Here is a 16,542-nt window from a genome sequence, read left to right on the forward strand (position 1 = left end):
TCGATGGGGGTTGGATCGCCATGGACATCAGGCAGGCGCAGTCGACGGAAGCGGCGGTGCCGGTTTACGAAAGGCGTTCAGTGCCGAGCCGCGGTAGAGCGTGTCGCGGAAAAACCGCCAGCGACCGAACAGGCGATACACGTGGGTGATCTTGCCGCGCTCCTGGAAGCCCATGCGCAGGTGCATCTTGATCCCCTGGATGTTTTGCAAATCGCAGACATCGACCATGGTGTTGCAACCGTGGCCTGCCATGACTTTCCACATTTCCAACTGCATGTCCGCCGATATACGGGAACCCCAGTATTCACGGATCGCCTCGCCACCGAACTGAAAATACTCGCCAGGCTTGATCGGAAAATTGCAGCGATAGAAATGGCGGTCGAAATAGTCCCGCGTACTGGCCCAGGCGAAACCCACGGTGTCGCCCTGATCATCCAGGTACATCAAGCCTGTGTAGCCCTCGGCCGCCAGCTCGCGCATGGTTTCGACGCGGTCGCCGAAGTGCCGGGCAAAAGCATCGGCATTGCTGACCGTGATGAATTCCAGACGCATCGGCGGGTAGGGCTTGAGGTGATGCGGCGGTAGCGGGACCCGCACGTCGTGCTCCAGCCACACCAGTCGCGAATGGAGAAACACGTAGCGGCGTATCACCTGTTTCAGCATAGCGCGCAGGCCTTTCTTCTGAATGCGATCACGCAATTTCTGCAGTGGGTTCATGGTGCCTCCTGACGGGTGGCGGGGTGGGGAAAGGAGGAAGCGCTCCAGCCCAGGGCAAACAGGGTTTCCCCAGGTAGGAGAAAGTGGATCTGGCCGGCCTCGCAGTTGAACGAGGCGTTGCGGCTGCGGTTGTCCGGGCCGAAATACACCAGGGTCGGCTGTGCCTGCGGGCAGGTCGGGCCATCGAGGCTGACCTGTTGCGCTCGGGTGCTTTTGTTCACCCCCAACAGGCTGCGCTGCGCGCCGGTGGCCATCGCCAGGGCGTCCACTTCAAAGGCGTCGTTGTCCAGGCGCAGCACCTGGTCGAGCCAATGCTGCTGGATGAATTGCTGGGCCAGGCCTACCGGCTTGAGTTCGAAGCGATCATTGCCCAGGACCCGGACCATGCCCTTGGGGTACTCCGGTTCGTCGGCGCACTGGAACCAGTTGAGCATGTCCAGCAGGCCGTCGGCGGAGGCGTTGATCACCACGGACGTCCACCACAGGGCTGCATAGTGGGTTTCCTGGTCGTAGGGGCTCAGGCTCGAGCCGCTGGACATGTTGGTCTGGTCCAGCAGCAATGCCTTGCGTGGTCGACCGTTGATGTCCAGGCCGACCAGGTCGGCGGCCCGGCGCACGCTGTCGCGGTACACCCGCGTGGCGAGCAGGTCGCGAACCATCCACTCATGCCAGGCCAGGGCATCGATCTGATCGCCGTACTTGTCCAGCAGACGCCGCGCCCAGTCGATACCGCGTTTGTCGGCGGCGTTTTCGGCCAGGGGACCGTTGGTGAACCGCGAGCTGGCCGGGACAGCAATCCGCACGCCGGCGCGGGCGTTGGCGGGCAGGGCGTTGACCTCATTGGCCATGCTCTCGAACACTTGTCGGTAGCTGTCGAAATCGGGGTAGTTGAGGTTCGGCTCATCGGCGAAACCGAGGTAGTGCAGCCCTTTGCCGCCCAGGGCGCGCGTCGATTCGAGCCAGGCCTGCAAGCCGCCGTTGCTGACCCGGTCGGCCTGCAGGTCGGCTTTGCGCCCGCTGCCGGCGAGCAGGGTAATGTCCTGGGTGATGCCGAAGCGGTCCTGGTACAGGCGCCGGAAGCGGTCCTCGTAGGCGGGTTTGGCCGCGATGACGTCGACGATGCTGTAGTAGCTGGCCGCCCGAGGCTTGAGCGCGTCGATGATCGGGTACGCGGCGGGTGGCGGCAGGGCGTAGGGCAAGGACATTCCCAGTCGTGGGGTGGTGCCCAGCGCCTCGTCGTGAACCCTCAGATGCGCTTGCCCCGGATCCTCGCGCAGCGGTTGCAGTTGCGCCGGCGCCCGGGCAAACAGGTTGGCGGTGCCGTCCAGCCAGAACGCCGCCTTGCCATTGCCCAGCAGACGCAGGCGCCAGACCTGATCGACGTCGGTAACGGGCAGAGCCAGTTGATCGAACTGCCAATAGGCGGGGTAGGGCTTGAGGTCCAGTTGCAGCTGTTTGCCGTCGGCGACGCGCCGGGCTTGCAGGCCTCGCACGCCGCCGTGGAACTTGCCCGCCAGCACCGCCCGCTCACCGGCCGCGACCTTGAAATACAGCTCATCGCCGTCGTGGGTCTCGGCACTGAAATGCACCTTGGCCGGGGCGAACTGCGCCTGGGTGCGGGCATCGTGCTCGACGCTGTAGCGGCGAAAACTGTAGCCGGGGACTTCCAGCCGGTAGCTGGCTGGGCCTGGCAGCAATGGCCATTGCTGCTCGCCACGTACCTGGTCGGCCTTGATCAGGCGCTCACCCGCCAGGCGGCCCTGGCCGTTCAGCAGGTAGATGTGCTCGGCGTTTGCATCGGCCTGCCAGGCTGGGACCCAGCGCACGGTCACGGTGTCCGGCCGGTCGGTCTGCAAGTACAGGCTGCCGTCGCGGATACCGGTCCAGGTCATGGCTGCGCCATGGGCCGACAGCGCCAGGGCCCACAAGCATGCGCCTATCACCCAGCACCGCGTCGCCCCCATCGCGAGCAAGCTCGCTCCCACCCTGGATCTGTGCCAGGCCACGATACCGGGCTCGGCGAAAGTCCCCTGTGGGAGCGGGCTTGCCCGCGAAGGGGCCGTCACATCCAACCTCTGCGCAAGCCGAGCCAGCGCTTTCGCGAGCAAGCCCGCTCCCACAGGGTAATCGCCGTCCCTTGTGGGAGCGAGCCTGCTCGCGATGGCGGACTGTCGGGCGACGACATTCATGCCGATTTCCTCATCAGCATCTGGCGCATCGGCAGCAGGTCGCTGGGCAGAATGATCAGCGTCTGCCATAACGCCACGCCGCTGAGGCGGCAATACATCGCCAGCAAAGCGAGGGTCACCCCCAGATAAGCGATGGAAGACGCCGCGGCGGCGCCGACGATGCCGTAGCGAGGAATCAACAGCAGGTTCAGCGCCAGGTTCAGCAACGCACCCGCGCCCATCAGCAGTGAAACGCTGCCGGGCCGGTTCTTGCCCAGCAGGTCCAGGCGCAGGATGCTCGCATAGCACAGCCCGAAGAGCCCCGGCAGCAACGCCAGCAAGGCCGGGTACGCCGGTTGGTAGGCGGCGCCGAACAAAGTGACGATCAGCCATTGGCCGATCAGCGCCATGCCCAGGCAGGCACCGAGCATCACGGTGGCGGTCAGGCGCAGGGCCAGGGGCGTCAGGCGCTGCATGTCGCGGTCCTGTTGCAACAAGCGCTTCATCAGCGGCGTGGTGACGGCTTCCGGCACGATCAGCAGCAATTCGGCGGCGGCGCTGGCCATGGCGTAGTGACCCAGGGCGGTGCTGCCCAGCAGGGCGCCGATGAACAGGTAGTCCGAGCGCAGGATCACCTGCTGGAACAGCAGGTCCGGGTGGCTGCGGGCGCCGTAGCGCAGCAGCTCGCCCTGGCTGGCGCGGTTCCATTGCAGCGACACATCGTGGTCGCGCCGCAACCAGACCCAGCCAGCCAGCACCACCAGGCTCAGGCCCGTCAGCCAACTGATCAGCGCCGCCTCCAGGGCCGCGTCTTTCCACATCCAGAACAACGCCAGGAACAGCAACAGCGGCGCCACGGATTCCATCAGGCGCAAGGCATTGAAGCCGCCCACGCCCCCTGAAGCATTGTGCAACGTGAGCAGGCCGCTCTTGAGCACGGTCAACGGCACGGCGATCAACAGCAGCCAGGCCAGCACACCCAACTGCAGGGTGATGTCCAGTTCAGCGCCGAACTCACGCGCCAGCGCCACCACCAACAGGGTCAACAACCCGGCCAGCAGGCAACCGAACACCAGCACCTGGCTGAGCAGCAGGCCCATCGAGCGCTGCTGCGCCGCCTGATAACCCACGGCGGAATTCAGCCCGCCACTGGTGGCGGCGCTGATCAGGTCCGGCAGGGTGCTGAGCAAGGCAAACAGGCCGCGTTCGCTGGGCCCGAGAATCCGCGCCAGCAGCACATTGCGCAGCAGGCGCAGGCCGATCATTGCCAGGCGCGTGCCCATGCTCAGCAGCAAATGTTTGAGGTAATGACCGCGGCTCATGGACGTGTCCCTCGGCGAATTCGCCAGGCCAGCAGTTCAGGTTGCTGGGCGCAGCGTTGGCTGACGCCGAAACGCGGCAGGTTCAAGGGGTCGCCGTCGTGGCGGTACAGCCCGGTCTCGGTGCCCAGGGCAAACGCAAACCCTTGGGCCGCCACCTGCTGGCGCACGCGGTCATCGTTGTCGCCGTTGGGGTAGCAATACACCGGCAGCGGCTGGGCGCAGCCGTTTTCCAGGGCGATGCGGCTGCGGGACAGTTCTTCGTGCAGGCGTTGGTCGTCAAGCCCGGTGAGAATCGCGTGGCTGGCACCGTGGGGACCGAAGCGGATCAGCCCGGAATCTTCCAGCATGCGCACCTGCGACCAGTCCAGGGACTGCGGCTGGGCGCCATGGGGACAGGCTTCGGTGAGGTCGCTCAGCACCTGCGGGTCGAGGGTCTTGAGGCTTTGCAGATAGTGCAGCAGCGACAGGCTGCGGCGGACATCGTCCAGGTCGTCGAGCATCACCGGCAATGGCCGCCCGGCCTGGTGCAAGTGCTCGATCAGCGAGCGCCGGGCCACTTGGCCGTGGCTGCCCCAGAGGGTTTCGCCGATGCTCTCCCACCAGAAGTGCTGGCGGCTGCCGATGAAGTCGGTGGACAGGAAAATGCTCGCCGGCACCTGGTACTGGCGCAGCAAGGGAAAGGCGTTCATGGCGTTGTCGCGCCAGCCGTCGTCGAAGGTCAGCGCCACCCGCGGGCGGTTCGGCACGTTTTCCGGGTCGGCCAGCAGCAGCGTCATCAAGGGCACGCAGTCGAAGTGCTGTTGCAGCCAGATCAACAAGTGCTCGAAGGCTTCCGGCCCTACGCACAGTTCGTTGCGATGGGGCAGTTCGGCGGCGCGGTCGTTGCTCAGCACCCGGTGCAGCATCAGGATCACCCCGGCACCACGCAACGGGCCGCGACCCAGGGCCGTGTTGAGGTACAGCCAGCCGCCGGTGCGTTTGAAAATGTGTTTTATCGACATTGGCCGTCCTCCCTAGCGGTTCTGCTCCGGGTTCCATCGGCTGTAGTGCTGGCCCCGCAGAAACTTCCACAACCCGATGCTCATGCCTGCCAGCGTCACCAGCACGAACGCGGCCAGGCGAAAGGGTTTGGGCAAGCGGTGCTGCGCGTCCATCAGCCCGAGCAGCGCCATGCTGTAGCCCAGCAGTTGCGCCAGCAGGCTCAGGCGATAGAACGGATGCTCGTTCCACAGCCAGGCATTGCTCAGCAACAGCGGCAACAGCAACACCGGCGCCAGGCGGCGGATCAGCTTGTGGCTGATCAGCCCGATGGCGTAGAGCCCATGGCGCAGCGGGTTGAGCAGCTCGCGGCGCTGGGCCAGGCTCTGCAGGCCGCCGACGGTGACCCGCTGGCGGCGACGGAACTGCTTGTCGGCCTCGTCCACGCCCTGGTCGGTCACCCGGGCGCGAGGTGCGTAGACGATGGGCTTGCCGGCGGCCGGCGCGCAGGTGCTGAGGAAGAAGTCATCGTTGACGTGCGCCGGTATCGGCTCGAACAGTTCCCGCCGCAGGGCCAGCAGGGCACCGTCGGCCGAGACCATGCAGCCGGTGCGACTTTCCACCCGGCGCAGCCAGCCTTCGTAATGGCGATACAGGCTGTCGCCGAGGCTCAGGCCCTTGCCCGGTACGGGGATCTCCATGTGCCCGGCGCAGGCGCCGACTTCCGGATCGCCCAATGGCGCCAGCAGATGGCCAAGGGTATCGCTGGCCCATTGGTTGTCGGCATCGGTGAACACCAGGATTGCGCCGCTGCTGTGGGCCACGCCGGTATTGAGGGCCGCGGCCTTGCCCTGGCGGGGCAGGTCGAGCACCGTGATGCGCGGGTCGATTACCTTGCGCGCGCAGGCCACGGTGTCATCGCTGGAGCCGTCGCTGGCGAGGATGATTTGCAGCGAGTGGGCCCGGTAGTCCTGGGCCAGCAACGTGCGCAATTTGTCTTCGATGTGCCGCGCCTCGTTGTGGGCGGCAATGACGATACTGACGTCCATCGGCAGCGCCTTGCCGTAGTAGCGGAGCGCAAACAGCGGCGCCAACAGGCTCAAGATCAGCGGATAGCCGAGGTAGGCATACACCGGCAGCAGCAGGCACGACCAGTAAATGAATTCAGCCACGGGCAGGTCTCCTGACATTCCAACGACAAAGATTGAGCAACAACGCGGCGCCGGTCAGGTGCAGGCGCACCCCGTGCAAAGCCCACAATTGCAGCGTCAGGCGCGGGTCACGCCGGCTTTGGCGCAGGCTGAGGAACAGCGGGGGCAGCGCGGTGACCAGCAGCAGCAGCAGCGCCAGGCGCAACTGGCCCTGGAGCAAGGCCAGCAGGGCGAGCAAGTCCAACCCCCAGGCCGCCACGGACAGCGCCGGAAAACGCAATAACCGCAGGCTCGGGCCATGGCTGCGGAGCAATTGCAGATGGCTGCCCTGGCGCCACAGTTCCTTGCTCATCCATTCACGCCAACTGCCTTCATAACCCCAATGCAGGGCCACGCTTTCGTTGACCAGCAGCAACTGTGCGCCGGCCTGGCGCAGGCGCAGGGAGAAGTCTTTGTCCTCACCGGTGCGCAGTCTTTCGTCGAAACCGCCGACCTGTTCGAACCAACGGCGGCGCATCAGCAGGTTGGCGCTGGGCAGCCACTGCACCCGGTGCAGACGATGAGCCCCGGGACGCTGGCTGCGGCGCTGCCAGGCTTCGGCGAACCACGGCGCCTGGCGAGGGGTGCCCAGGTCCAGGCCGAGGACATCGCCCTGATGGCCTTCGAGCTCCAGCAACAATTTGAGCCAGTCGCCGGGCATTTCGATGTCGGCGTCGATGAAGGCCAGCCAGTCACCGTGGGCCACCGCCGCTCCGCGATTGCGCAGGGCGCCGATGTGCACGCCAGGCACGATCAGCACCCGCGCGCCCAGTTCATTGGCGATGCGCGGGCCGTGGTCGTCGGAGCCGTTGTCCACCACGATCAGCTCGCATTCCAGCTGCGCCTGGCGTGCGGCCTCCCGTGCCGCCAGCAGCGTGCGGCCGATGTGCCGAGCCTCGTTGTACATCGGGATCACAATGCTGACCGTGCTCATGGCTGGGCCTCTCCTGGCGCGCGCTGTTCGGCTTCGTTGCGCAGCACACTGGTGAGCGCGAGCATGATCCACAGCAACTTGTGGTTCGGCGCACTGAGGAACATCAAGAACAGGACCAGCGACAGGAAGCTCATGCCCAGGTGCGTCAGCAGGTCGGCCTGTACCCAGTCGCGTCGCTGCAGCCAGATCTGGCGGGCGCGCAGCAGGTTGTACAGCCCAAGGCCGAGCATGCCGACGAACATCAGCCCGCCCGGAACACCGATTTCGCTGAAGATCTCCAGGTAGGTGTTGTGGGCCCGGCGATACAGGTCGCCCAATTTGCGGTTGGCCGAGAATGCCTTGGCATAACCGGTGGGCGCGTAGTGCAGGGGAAAGGTCCCGGGGCCCGAGCCCAGCACCGGGTTCTCGAGGATCATCTGGCTGCCGACGACGATGTAGGAGGCACGTCGTCCGAGGGATTCATCCTTGTGGGCATTGGCGCCGGCGCTGAGGATGCTCAATGACTGGATGCGCGCCACATAACCGGCGGGCATCACGGCGATTGCCAAGGGGATCGCGAGTGCCAGCCCAAGCATGGCGAACCCCAGGTGCCGGGGGCGGATGCGCGGCAACTGAGCGCGGTAGTGATACAGGCCGATGATCAGGCTGAGCAGGAGCACGACCAATCCGGAGCGTGATTCGGTCTTGGTCATGCCACCCAGCAGCAGGATGAAGCAGCCCCCCCAGAACAACCGGTACAGCAAGTACGGGCCGCGCACGATCAGCAGCATTGCCAGTGGCACGGTGAAGGCAATCAGCAGGGCGAAGGCGTTCGGGTCTTCCAGCAGGCCAGACGCGCGGCCCTGGTCCTGGTACTTGGTCGAGAACATCGCGAGCACGCAGGTGGTGGTCACGCTCAACGTCACCAGGCGACAGAACAGGTCCAGGTTCAGCCCGCGGCCGATCAGCAGCGTGATGACGAACAGAATCAGTCCGACGCTCAGTTCGCGAAAATGGGTCAGGGACAGGTCCATGTTTTCCGACAACAGCAGGCTCAGGCCGTACAGCGCCATGAAGCCGATCAACGGCCGCCAGATGTTGCTGCGCAGGCGCGATGCGGGGATCTGATGCACCGCCAGTTGCAGCATCAGGATCAGTGCCAGGGCCAGGCCGAAGAATTTGCTGGCGGAGAACGCGTTGTCCTTGAACAGACCTTCGAACGGCACCAGCGCAGCGATGCCGAGCAAGCCCCAGCCGGGCTTGCGGTAAAGCACCGCGACACCGACCAGGCCCAGTACCGCGCCCGGCGCCAGGAACGGATAAGGGCTGGCCAGCAAGGCCAGGCAGACCAGGCCCAGCAGGCTGATGATCGAGAGTGGGACGATCATGGCCGCGCCTCCCGTGCCGTGCGGATGTACAACTGCGACCAGCGTTCGGCGAGCGTGCGCAGATCGTAGCGGTCCTGTTGGGTGCGGCGGGCGTTGTCGGCGAGGATCCGCGCCAGGGGCGGCTCGCTGAACAGCGTTTCGATCTGCTGGGCCAGTTCCTGGCTGTCGGCCGGCGCCGCGAGCAGGCCGTTGTGGCGGTCCTGCAGGACATCGGGAATGCCGCCCACGCCGAACGCCACCACCGGCACGCCGGCCTGCATCGCTTCGAGCAGAATCATCGGCGTGCCTTCGGTGCGCGAGCTGATCACCAATGCATCGAGGCGACTCCACCAGGCGTTCATGTCGGTCTGGTAACCCGGCAGTTCGATGCGCGTCGGCAGCCCGGCGTCGCCGATGCGCTTGAGCAACGCCTGGCGTTCCGGGCCGTCGCCGAGCATCACCGCGTGCAGCGACGAATGCCGCTGACACAGCGGGATCATGGCGTCGAGGAACAGGTCCGGGCCTTTTTCACTGCTCAAGCGGCCGACGTAGCCGACCCGCCAGCGCTGCTCATCGGCGCGGTGGGCCAGGGGTGCGCTGACCGCCGGCAGACCGTTGGGGATCACGTCGAGCTTTTCCGCCCGCACGCTGGCCCGGCGGTGCAGGGCGGCAATGCTTTCGGCCACGCAGACAACCCGCTTGACCGAGGCGGTGCGGCACAGTTGCAGGCTCAGCCAGGTATAGAAACGCTGCTTGGGGCTGCGCGGGGTGAAGCCGTGCTGGGTGATCACCAGCGGCAGGCGCAGCAACGTGGCGGCGGACCAGCCAAACAACAAGCCCTTGAAGTTGTGGGTGTTGATCAGTGGTCGTTCGTCCCGGCGCTGGCGCAGGTACTGCAACAGTTCGGTCCAGTTGGCGCAGTGACGGCAGTCGATCCCGGCCTGGCGAAAGCGCGCGATCAAGGTCGGCGGCGCCGCCAGGAACAGCACCTGGTGCTGCCCCGGCGTGGCCAGGCAATGATCGAGCAGCATCCGCTCGGCCCCGTAGAAGCCGCCGCTGTCGAGCAAATGAATGATCGACAGGGGGCTGCTGTGGCGGGTCGGGCCGAACGGCGCGTTCAATTGCGCACCCAATGGACGAGGCTGGGCAGGCTCCAGTTGCGGTGCGGGTTGACCTGCTTGGGGGATTGCTCGTTGATCACCAGCAATACCGGTACATCCAATTGTTGGCTGATCTGCGCCGGGTGTTTGAAGCGATGGTCGAAGAACTCACGCACGTAGACCAGGGCAATCGCCAGCAGCAGGCCGCTGAACAGGCCGAAGGCAATGATCAGCATCGGTTTGGGGAACGCCGGGGCGGTCGGTTCGAACGGCGGGCTCAGGACCCGGGCGTTGGACAAATCGTTGTCCAACGAGCGGGCGGTACTGGCTTCGGCGAACCGCTGGGCGTAGGTCGAGAACGCCGCATGCAACGCGTCGATCTCGGTGTCCATCTGCCGCAGCTTGCTCTGGGTTTGCTGCAACTGGTGGATGCGTTCCTTGAACGCGGTGATGCGTTCGACTTTCTGGTCGATCACCGAACTGACCACGGCCAGGTCGGTGGAGCGTTCCTGGATCCGGTTGTTCACCACTTTGAGGAACTGCTGGCGGGTGCGCACGATCTGCTCCCGGGCCAGCAGCATCGGTTCGCTGCCGGGCTGGAAGATCGCCAGGTCGTTCATGTAGCGGCTGACCTGGCCGGTCAACTGCTCGCCCAATTGTTTGATCTCCCGGTCTTCGAAGGCGATGTTGTCCACGGTGGTGGTGAAGGTGAACGGGAAGGTGTAGTCGTTGAACCGTGAGCTGTTCGCCGACGCCAGGCTGGTCTTGAGGTAGTCGAGCCAGCGTTGGCTTTGCAGCAACCGATCCTGGTACAGGTTAAGGGCCTGTTCCTCGGTGTTGATGGCGTTCAGGCGAAAGGTGATTTCCTCCTTGGGATCCGCCGAACCGACACCTTCGAGCAAGGTCAGGCGCGTGCTTTCCAGGCCATCGAGGCGCTGTTGGTACTGGCTTTTCTTCTGTTCATAGAAGGTTTGCGGCAGCTCGATCGATTGCAGCTCCTGGCGGCCCGAGAGGTAGTTCTGCAGCAGTTGTGCGACGAACCGGGTGCCCTGGACCGGGTCACCGAAGCTGTAGACGATGGAGATGACGTTGGAGCCGGGCAGGGTTTCGATCTTGAGGTTCTGGACGGCCTCGTCGGTCAGGGTATCGAGCACGGTGTCGCGCAGCGGATCGACTTCCAACCCCAGCCCATCGCGCAGCGGGTTGATGACGTATTCGCGCAGCGGCGTGGTGACGTAGCGTTGGAACGGATCGCTCACCCACTTCTTGAACACGCCCGGGCTGGGCGTGTACTCGCCCTGGTCGCGCAGGGTGCTGATGGTCTGCCGGATCAAGGCCGGCGAGCGCAGGATATTGCTCTCGGTCTCCATGTCCGCCAGGGACGGTGGGATGAACGTGGCGTTTTCCTGGTTCAGCGACGTGGTGGCATCGCCCTGGGAGAGTTTTTTCGACTGCACGATCACCTGGGCGGTGATATCGAAACTCTGCTTGAGCATCAGCGGCAGCATCAGGGCGATCACGGCGAAAATCAGGAAGACGCGCTTCACCCATTGCTTGTTGGCGAAGAAGATCCTGAAGAACTCATGCAGATAGTTTTCCTTGGGATTCATGGTCGATCACCTGGGTCAGTTGCTGTTGCTGCTTTTGTTGTCGACGCGGTAGCCGAAGCTGAACCCCACGCCCTGGAACAGCACCACATCGGCCAGTTGCCGGGCGAGTTCGCCGGCGCTGGCAAGCTTGGTCTTGGGCACGAAGAGCATGTCTTCGGGTTGCAGGTAGGCGATTTGCGAGGCGTCACCGCTCAGGGCCTTTTCCACGTCGTAATGCCGCGCTTCGACCTGGTTGCCGGTGCGACGCATGATCACCACCGAGTCGAGCCGGGCCTTGACGTTCGTGCCGCGGGCCAGGGTCAGCGCCTCAAGGACCGAGATCGGCCGGCGGATCGGGTAGGAGCCGGGCTGGGCCACTTCACCGAGCACATAGATCTCATTGCCGGCGGTGGACTTGAGCAGCACATCGACGGTCATGTGGCCGGGCAGCTGGGCGTAGCGCTCATTGAGGAAGGCTTCCAGCTGGTTGACCGTCATGCCCTGCAGCGGTACGGAACCGATTTCCGGGAAACTCGCATAGCCATCGCTGCCTACGGTGATTTCCCGGCTCATGCCGGTGCCGGGGTGGCTCAAGGTGTTTCTCAGGTTGGTCTCGCTGGCCAGCGGGCTGGTCACCAGCACCGTCAACTGGTTGCGATTGGGCTGGAACAGCATCTTCTGGTCATAGGCCCGTTGCACCGTGAGGCGGGCCTCGTCGGTGGTCTGGCCAGCGACCTTGACCGAGGTGTTGGCGCCCGGCAGTTCGATGCTGCCGTCGGGCATCACCTGTTGCGTGCCGTTGAGCTGGCTGGCGGCGGTGAAGTTCAGGGCCACCTGGTCGCCCGGCTGCACCCTGTAGGCCTGGGGGCCAGTGGTGCTGATGTGAAAAATCACATCCAGCACATCCTGCGGCCGCAGGGTCTGTTCGACCTTGGGCATGTCGGTGGCCTGGGCGTTGGCCGGTGCGGCCGTGAGGATCTGCACCGGCATCGAGCGGGTATCGGTGGTGCTGGAGCAACCGGCCAGCGGCAGCAACAGCAGGACAAGCATTCTGGCGTTCATCTCGTCATCCTTCTGCACGCTTACAGGTTGTTGTAGAGCCATTTGGGCATGTAGTACTTGCGGCGGTTGAACACGCTGCCGACCACTTTGGCACCGGCCTGGGACAGGCGCTGGCGGGCGGCCTGGGCGACTTCCCAGCGGGTGTCCTCACCGCGTACCACCAGCACCACGCCATCGACCTGGGTACTGAGCACCAGCGTGTCGCAGGCCGAGTACACCGCGTCGGCGTCGATCACGACGAAGCGGTACTGCGCCGCCAGTTGCCTGAACAGCGGGCGCAATTGCTCGGGGCTCAGGCGTTCGGCATTGCGGCCCAGGCGTCCGAGGGGCAGGACGTCAAAGGGCAGGCTGGGGATCTGCGCCACGCAGTCCTGCAGCAAGGGCGGGGCGAGGCTGTTGAACAGCAAGTCGCTGAAGCCGCGCTCCTTGTGCAGCGACAGTTGTTGGCTGAGGTTGCGCGGTGACTGGCTGGCATCCACCAGCAAGACGCGGCCAGTGCTCATCTGCGCCAGTTGCGCGGCCAGTGCCATCGCGCTGGTGCTGGTGCCGGTGCCGGTGTTGGCGGCCGTCAGCAGCAGAATCCGCAGGGAAGGGTCGAGCACGGTCGAGGTCAGGTTGGTCTCGCTCGGGCTTGCTATGGTGAGGATATTCGTCGAACCGTCCATTTAACTCGCTCCGTGGCCGCTGAACACTTTGAAGGGGGTAAGCATCAGGATCTTCAAATCCAGCATCAGGCTTTGTTCAGCGATGTAGCTGAGGTCCAATTCCACGCGCTGGTCGAAGTCGATATTGCTGCGCCCGGAGATCTGCCAAAGGCCGGTCATGCCGGGGTAGATGCTCAGGCGCACAAGATGGCTGTCCTTGTAGCGATAGGCGTTGAACGAGGTCGGCCGCGGGCCCACCAGGCGCATGTCGCCGGTCACTACATTGATCAGGTTCGGCAGTTCGTCGAGGCTGCTGCGTCGCAGGAACCGGCCGATCGGGGTGATGCGTGGGTCGTTGTCGATCTTGAAGTCGATCGCATCGGCGCCGTGTTTGTTGAGATGACGCAGCGATTCCTTGAGGGCCTCGGCGTCAGCGACCATGGTGCGAAACTTGTACATGCCGAAGACCCTGCCGCGATAACCGGTGCGTTTTTGCACGAACAGCACCGGACCGGGGCTGGAGTATTTGACCAGCAGCGCCAGGCCCAACAGCAGCGGGCAAAGTATCAGCAGGATCGCCACGGCGCCGAGGCAAGCCACCACCCGATTGGTGCGCGAGACGGTCCAGGGCCGCCCGCCGTCGCGACCGGTCAGCCAGCCTCGACCTTGTCGGTGGATGGCGGCGTCGAGGCGCCTGCGGTGGTCGGGGTCGACACGTTTGTCGCGTCCGGGGGCGTTGATCGGTATGTGGTGTTCATGTCGGGTCATAGACTCCTCCGCTTAGGTTCGGCCGCAAGCGGCGCGTGGGCGACAGGCCGTGCGTAGTAATCGAGGAACCAGGCGATGAAGCGGCCGAGGCCTTCGTCCAGTTCAATGCGCGGCTGGAAACCGGTGGCCCGTGCCAGGCCGCTGGCATCGGCGCAGGTGTTGAGCACATCGCCGGCTTGCAGGGGCAGCAGTTCGACGTGGGCGGTTCGGCCCAGGTGTTTTTCCAGCAAGGCCACATAGGTGCGCAGCGCCACCGGGTGCTGCCCGCCGATGTTGTAGATCCGCCAGGGTGCGCGGCTGGTGGCCGGGCCAGGTGGTGCGCATGCGTCCAGTGGAGTGAGGTGGGGCGCAAGGTCGATCAGCCGGGCAATGCTCTCGATGATGTCGTCGACGTAGGTGAAATCCCGTTGGTGCTCGCCATGGTTGAACAGCGGCAGCACCCGACCTTCGGTGATGGCGCGGGCGAACTGGATCGGCGACATGTCCGGCCGGCCCCAAGGGCCGTACACGGTGAAGAAGCGCAGGCCGGTGCAAGGGATGCCGAACAGGTGGCTGTAACTGTGGGCCATCAGTTCGTTGGCTTTCTTGCTCGCCGCGTACAGCGACAGCGGATGGTCGACGTTGTCCTGCTCCGAATACGGCGTCTGCGGGTTGGCGCCGTACACCGAACTGGAAGACGCATAGATCAGGTGCTTGACCGGATAACGGCGGCAGCTTTCCAGGATGTTGAGGAACCCGGTGAGGTTGCTGTCGACATAGGCCTGCGGGTGTTCCAGGGAATAGCGCACGCCGGCCTGGGCGGCGAGGTGGATCACCACGTCCGGGCGGCGGTGCTGGAATAATTCTTCGATGGACGGCCCGTCGGTCAGGTCGATCCGGTACAGCGGAAACTCGCCTGCCTGCGCCTTTACCCACGCCACGCGGTCGTGCTTGAGCTGCGGGTCGTAATAGTCGTTGAAGTTATCGAGCCCGCACACCCGATGACCGTCGCGCAGCAGGCGCAGTACGCAGTGGGCGCCGATGAAACCGGCCGCGCCGGTCACCAGGACATTCACGCTTGCGGCCCTGCTGCAGGCGCATTCGGCACGGTGTGCCGCAGGCCGATGCCGCGATACAGCAGCCCGGCGGCGGCCAGGTGCTCGGGGTTGTAGAGGTTGCGACCATCGATGATCACCCGGGCGCGCAACTTGCTTGCCAGCAGGTCGAAGTCCACCACGCGGAAGTTTTTCCACTCGGTGCAGATCACCAAGGCGTCGGCGTCTTCCAGGGTGTCATCGCGGGTGGCGCACAGGTTCAGGTCTTTGCGGTAGCCGTAGAGGCGGCGGCATTCGGACATGGCTTCGGGGTCATAGGCCTGGACCCGGGCGCCTTCGCGCCAGAGCGCTTCCATCAGGTAGCGACTGGGGGCTTCGCGCATGTCGTCAGTGTTGGGCTTGAACGCCAGGCCCCAGATGGCAATCGACTTGCCGGCCAGGCCGTCGGGGAATTGCTTGGACAGTTTCTCGAAGAGGATATGCCGCTGGCTGTCATTGACCTCGGTGACGCTGCGCAGCAGGCGCAGGGGCATGCCGCTTTGTTCGGCGGTGTGCAGCAGGGCGCGCAGGTCCTTGGGAAAGCACGAACCGCCGAAGCCGCAGCCCGGGTAGATGAAGTGATAGCCGATGCGTGGGTCCGAACCGATGCCCTTGCGCACCGCTTCGATGTCGGCACCCAGGCGTTCGGTGAGGTTGGCCAGTTCGTTCATGAAGCTGATGCGCGTGGCGAGCATCGCATTGGCGGCATACTTGGTCAGTTCGGCACTGCGGTTGTCCATGAATATGAGTTTTTCGTGGTTGCGGCAAAAGGGTGCGTACAGCTCGCTGATCTGGTCGCGGGCCAGCGGATCGGCGGTGCCGACGATGATCCGGTCGGGGCGCATGCAATCGGCGAGGGCGCTGCCTTCCTTGAGAAATTCGGGGTTGGACACCACGCGCACGTTCAGCTGTTTCAGGCCCCGTCGAGCCAACGCCTGACGGGCGCATTCGGCAACCTTGTCGGCCGTGCCCACCGGCACCGTGGACTTGATGACCAGGGTGCGATCGCTGTCCATGAAGTCGGCGATCTGCCGGGTGACTCCCAGCACATGGCTCAGGTCGGCCGAGCCGTCTTCGTCGGCGGGGGTGCCGACGGCGATGAAAATCAGTTCGCCGTGGTTGACCGCATCGCTGGCCTGGGAACTGAACGACAAGCGTCCGGCCTTGATGTTGTCTTCGAGCAACCCTGACAGCCCTGGCTCGCTGATGGGGGGGACCGCTTGTTGCAGTTGTCGGATCTTGTTCGGGTCGATGTCGATGCACAACACGCGGTGTCCGACATCGGCCAGCGCGGCGGCCTGGATCAGCCCCACATACCCCGTTCCAAATACGCTCACGTCCATTCTCGGCGCGCCTCGTAAAAACCCGTTTATGTAACTCGGATGAAACTGTTAAGAGGGGGTATAGCGCAGCCTCAGAAAACCGTGTCAGCAAAATGACAGTTGTCACTGTTGGCAAAACTAGAAAGAGCCGGGCGTTTTGATATCAAGTTATTGACTGTCTTGAGAAAGTGCCTGTTTTAAAGGGGATTGTCGGTGTTTTAAAAAACGATGAACGGTCATAATCCATAGATTTTTCCGATTTTAGAGGGATAAGTGTGTCATTTTTGGGCTAACTATTTTTTGACGCACTGTTGGAAGCGGGCTTTTCT

14 protein-coding genes are annotated in these 16,542 nt (G+C 64.3%); all 14 read right to left on the reverse strand.

Going from position 1 to position 16,542, the window contains the following annotated elements; translation table 11 throughout:
* Positions 1-27: 27 nt before the first annotated feature.
* On the reverse strand, positions 28-717 hold the full coding sequence (locus J7E36_RS00565) for an N-acetyltransferase (RefSeq protein ID WP_214998847.1): 690 nt from the start codon (positions 715-717) through the stop codon (positions 28-30).
* Positions 714-2,609, reverse strand: a complete 1,896-nt coding sequence (locus tag J7E36_RS00570; RefSeq protein WP_231286347.1) for a hypothetical protein — start codon at positions 2,607-2,609, stop codon at positions 714-716. Before J7E36_RS00570 ends, J7E36_RS00565 begins: the two co-directional genes overlap by 4 nt.
* A 293-nt stretch (positions 2,610-2,902) precedes the next feature.
* A complete protein-coding gene (locus J7E36_RS00575) occupies positions 2,903-4,207 on the reverse strand; it encodes a lipopolysaccharide biosynthesis protein (protein WP_214998851.1) in 1,305 nt (434 codons plus the stop codon).
* Complete coding sequence (locus tag J7E36_RS00580) at positions 4,204-5,208, reverse strand: polysaccharide deacetylase family protein (protein ID WP_214998853.1); 1,005 nt, start codon at positions 5,206-5,208, stop codon at positions 4,204-4,206. The genes J7E36_RS00575 and J7E36_RS00580 overlap by 4 nt, the downstream gene beginning before the upstream one ends.
* 12 nt (positions 5,209-5,220) lie before the next feature.
* A complete protein-coding gene (locus J7E36_RS00585; RefSeq protein WP_214998855.1) occupies positions 5,221-6,357 on the reverse strand; it encodes a glycosyltransferase family 2 protein in 1,137 nt (378 codons plus the stop codon).
* Complete coding sequence (locus tag J7E36_RS00590; protein ID WP_214998857.1) at positions 6,350-7,309, reverse strand: glycosyltransferase; 960 nt, start codon at positions 7,307-7,309, stop codon at positions 6,350-6,352. The genes J7E36_RS00585 and J7E36_RS00590 overlap by 8 nt, the downstream gene beginning before the upstream one ends.
* Entirely contained in the window at positions 7,306-8,676 is a 1,371-nt protein-coding gene (locus J7E36_RS00595) for an O-antigen ligase family protein (protein ID WP_214998859.1), read from the reverse strand. The genes J7E36_RS00590 and J7E36_RS00595 overlap by 4 nt, the downstream gene beginning before the upstream one ends.
* Positions 8,673-9,776 carry a glycosyltransferase family 4 protein gene (locus tag J7E36_RS00600; protein WP_214998861.1) on the reverse strand — a complete coding sequence of 368 codons (1,104 nt, stop codon included), beginning with the start codon at positions 9,774-9,776 and terminating at the stop codon, positions 8,673-8,675. The genes J7E36_RS00595 and J7E36_RS00600 overlap by 4 nt, the downstream gene beginning before the upstream one ends.
* Complete coding sequence (locus tag J7E36_RS00605; RefSeq protein WP_214998863.1) at positions 9,773-11,365, reverse strand: GumC family protein; 1,593 nt, start codon at positions 11,363-11,365, stop codon at positions 9,773-9,775. The genes J7E36_RS00600 and J7E36_RS00605 overlap by 4 nt, the downstream gene beginning before the upstream one ends.
* A 15-nt stretch (positions 11,366-11,380) precedes the next feature.
* Positions 11,381-12,406, reverse strand: coding sequence for a polysaccharide biosynthesis/export family protein (locus tag J7E36_RS00610; protein ID WP_214998865.1), 1,026 nt, complete (start codon positions 12,404-12,406; stop codon positions 11,381-11,383).
* A gap of 20 nt (positions 12,407-12,426) precedes the next feature.
* Entirely contained in the window at positions 12,427-13,071 is a 645-nt protein-coding gene (locus J7E36_RS00615) for a CpsD/CapB family tyrosine-protein kinase (RefSeq protein ID WP_214998867.1), read from the reverse strand.
* Entirely contained in the window at positions 13,072-13,818 is a 747-nt protein-coding gene (locus J7E36_RS00620) for a sugar transferase (protein ID WP_214998870.1), read from the reverse strand. It abuts the gene before it with no gap.
* Positions 13,815-14,873 (reverse strand): NAD-dependent epimerase, encoded by a 1,059-nt coding sequence (locus J7E36_RS00625; protein WP_214998872.1) that lies wholly within the window; start codon positions 14,871-14,873, stop codon positions 13,815-13,817. Before J7E36_RS00625 ends, J7E36_RS00620 begins: the two co-directional genes overlap by 4 nt.
* Positions 14,870-16,234: a UDP-glucose dehydrogenase family protein gene (locus tag J7E36_RS00630; RefSeq protein WP_214998874.1), complete on the reverse strand. Its 1,365-nt coding sequence runs from the start codon at positions 16,232-16,234 to the stop codon at positions 14,870-14,872. Before J7E36_RS00630 ends, J7E36_RS00625 begins: the two co-directional genes overlap by 4 nt.
* Positions 16,235-16,542 lie beyond the last annotated feature (308 nt).

It is taken from the genome of Pseudomonas fluorescens (genome assembly GCF_018614775.1).
In the GTDB taxonomy this organism is placed as follows: domain Bacteria; phylum Pseudomonadota; class Gammaproteobacteria; order Pseudomonadales; family Pseudomonadaceae; genus Aquipseudomonas; species Aquipseudomonas fluorescens_BY.

What these genes read in the sequence shown, in the direction of transcription:
- J7E36_RS00565 (WP_214998847.1), bottom strand. Translation starts at nt 717, where the DNA reads ATGAACCCACTGCAGAAATTGCGTGATCGCATTCAGAAGAAAGGCCTG.
- J7E36_RS00570 (WP_231286347.1), bottom strand. Translation starts at nt 2,609, where the DNA reads ATGACCTGGACCGGTATCCGCGACGGCAGCCTGTACTTGCAGACCGAC.
- J7E36_RS00575 (WP_214998851.1), bottom strand. Translation starts at nt 4,207, where the DNA reads ATGAGCCGCGGTCATTACCTCAAACATTTGCTGCTGAGCATGGGCACG.
- J7E36_RS00580 (WP_214998853.1), bottom strand. Translation starts at nt 5,208, where the DNA reads ATGTCGATAAAACACATTTTCAAACGCACCGGCGGCTGGCTGTACCTC.
- J7E36_RS00590 (WP_214998857.1), bottom strand. Translation starts at nt 7,309, where the DNA reads ATGAGCACGGTCAGCATTGTGATCCCGATGTACAACGAGGCTCGGCAC.
- J7E36_RS00595 (WP_214998859.1), bottom strand. Translation starts at nt 8,676, where the DNA reads ATGATCGTCCCACTCTCGATCATCAGCCTGCTGGGCCTGGTCTGCCTG.
- J7E36_RS00605 (WP_214998863.1), bottom strand. Translation starts at nt 11,365, where the DNA reads ATGAATCCCAAGGAAAACTATCTGCATGAGTTCTTCAGGATCTTCTTC.
- J7E36_RS00610 (WP_214998865.1), bottom strand. Translation starts at nt 12,406, where the DNA reads ATGAACGCCAGAATGCTTGTCCTGCTGTTGCTGCCGCTGGCCGGTTGC.
- J7E36_RS00615 (WP_214998867.1), bottom strand. Translation starts at nt 13,071, where the DNA reads ATGGACGGTTCGACGAATATCCTCACCATAGCAAGCCCGAGCGAGACC.
- J7E36_RS00620 (WP_214998870.1), bottom strand. Translation starts at nt 13,818, where the DNA reads ATGACCCGACATGAACACCACATACCGATCAACGCCCCCGGACGCGAC.
- J7E36_RS00630 (WP_214998874.1), bottom strand. Translation starts at nt 16,234, where the DNA reads ATGGACGTGAGCGTATTTGGAACGGGGTATGTGGGGCTGATCCAGGCC.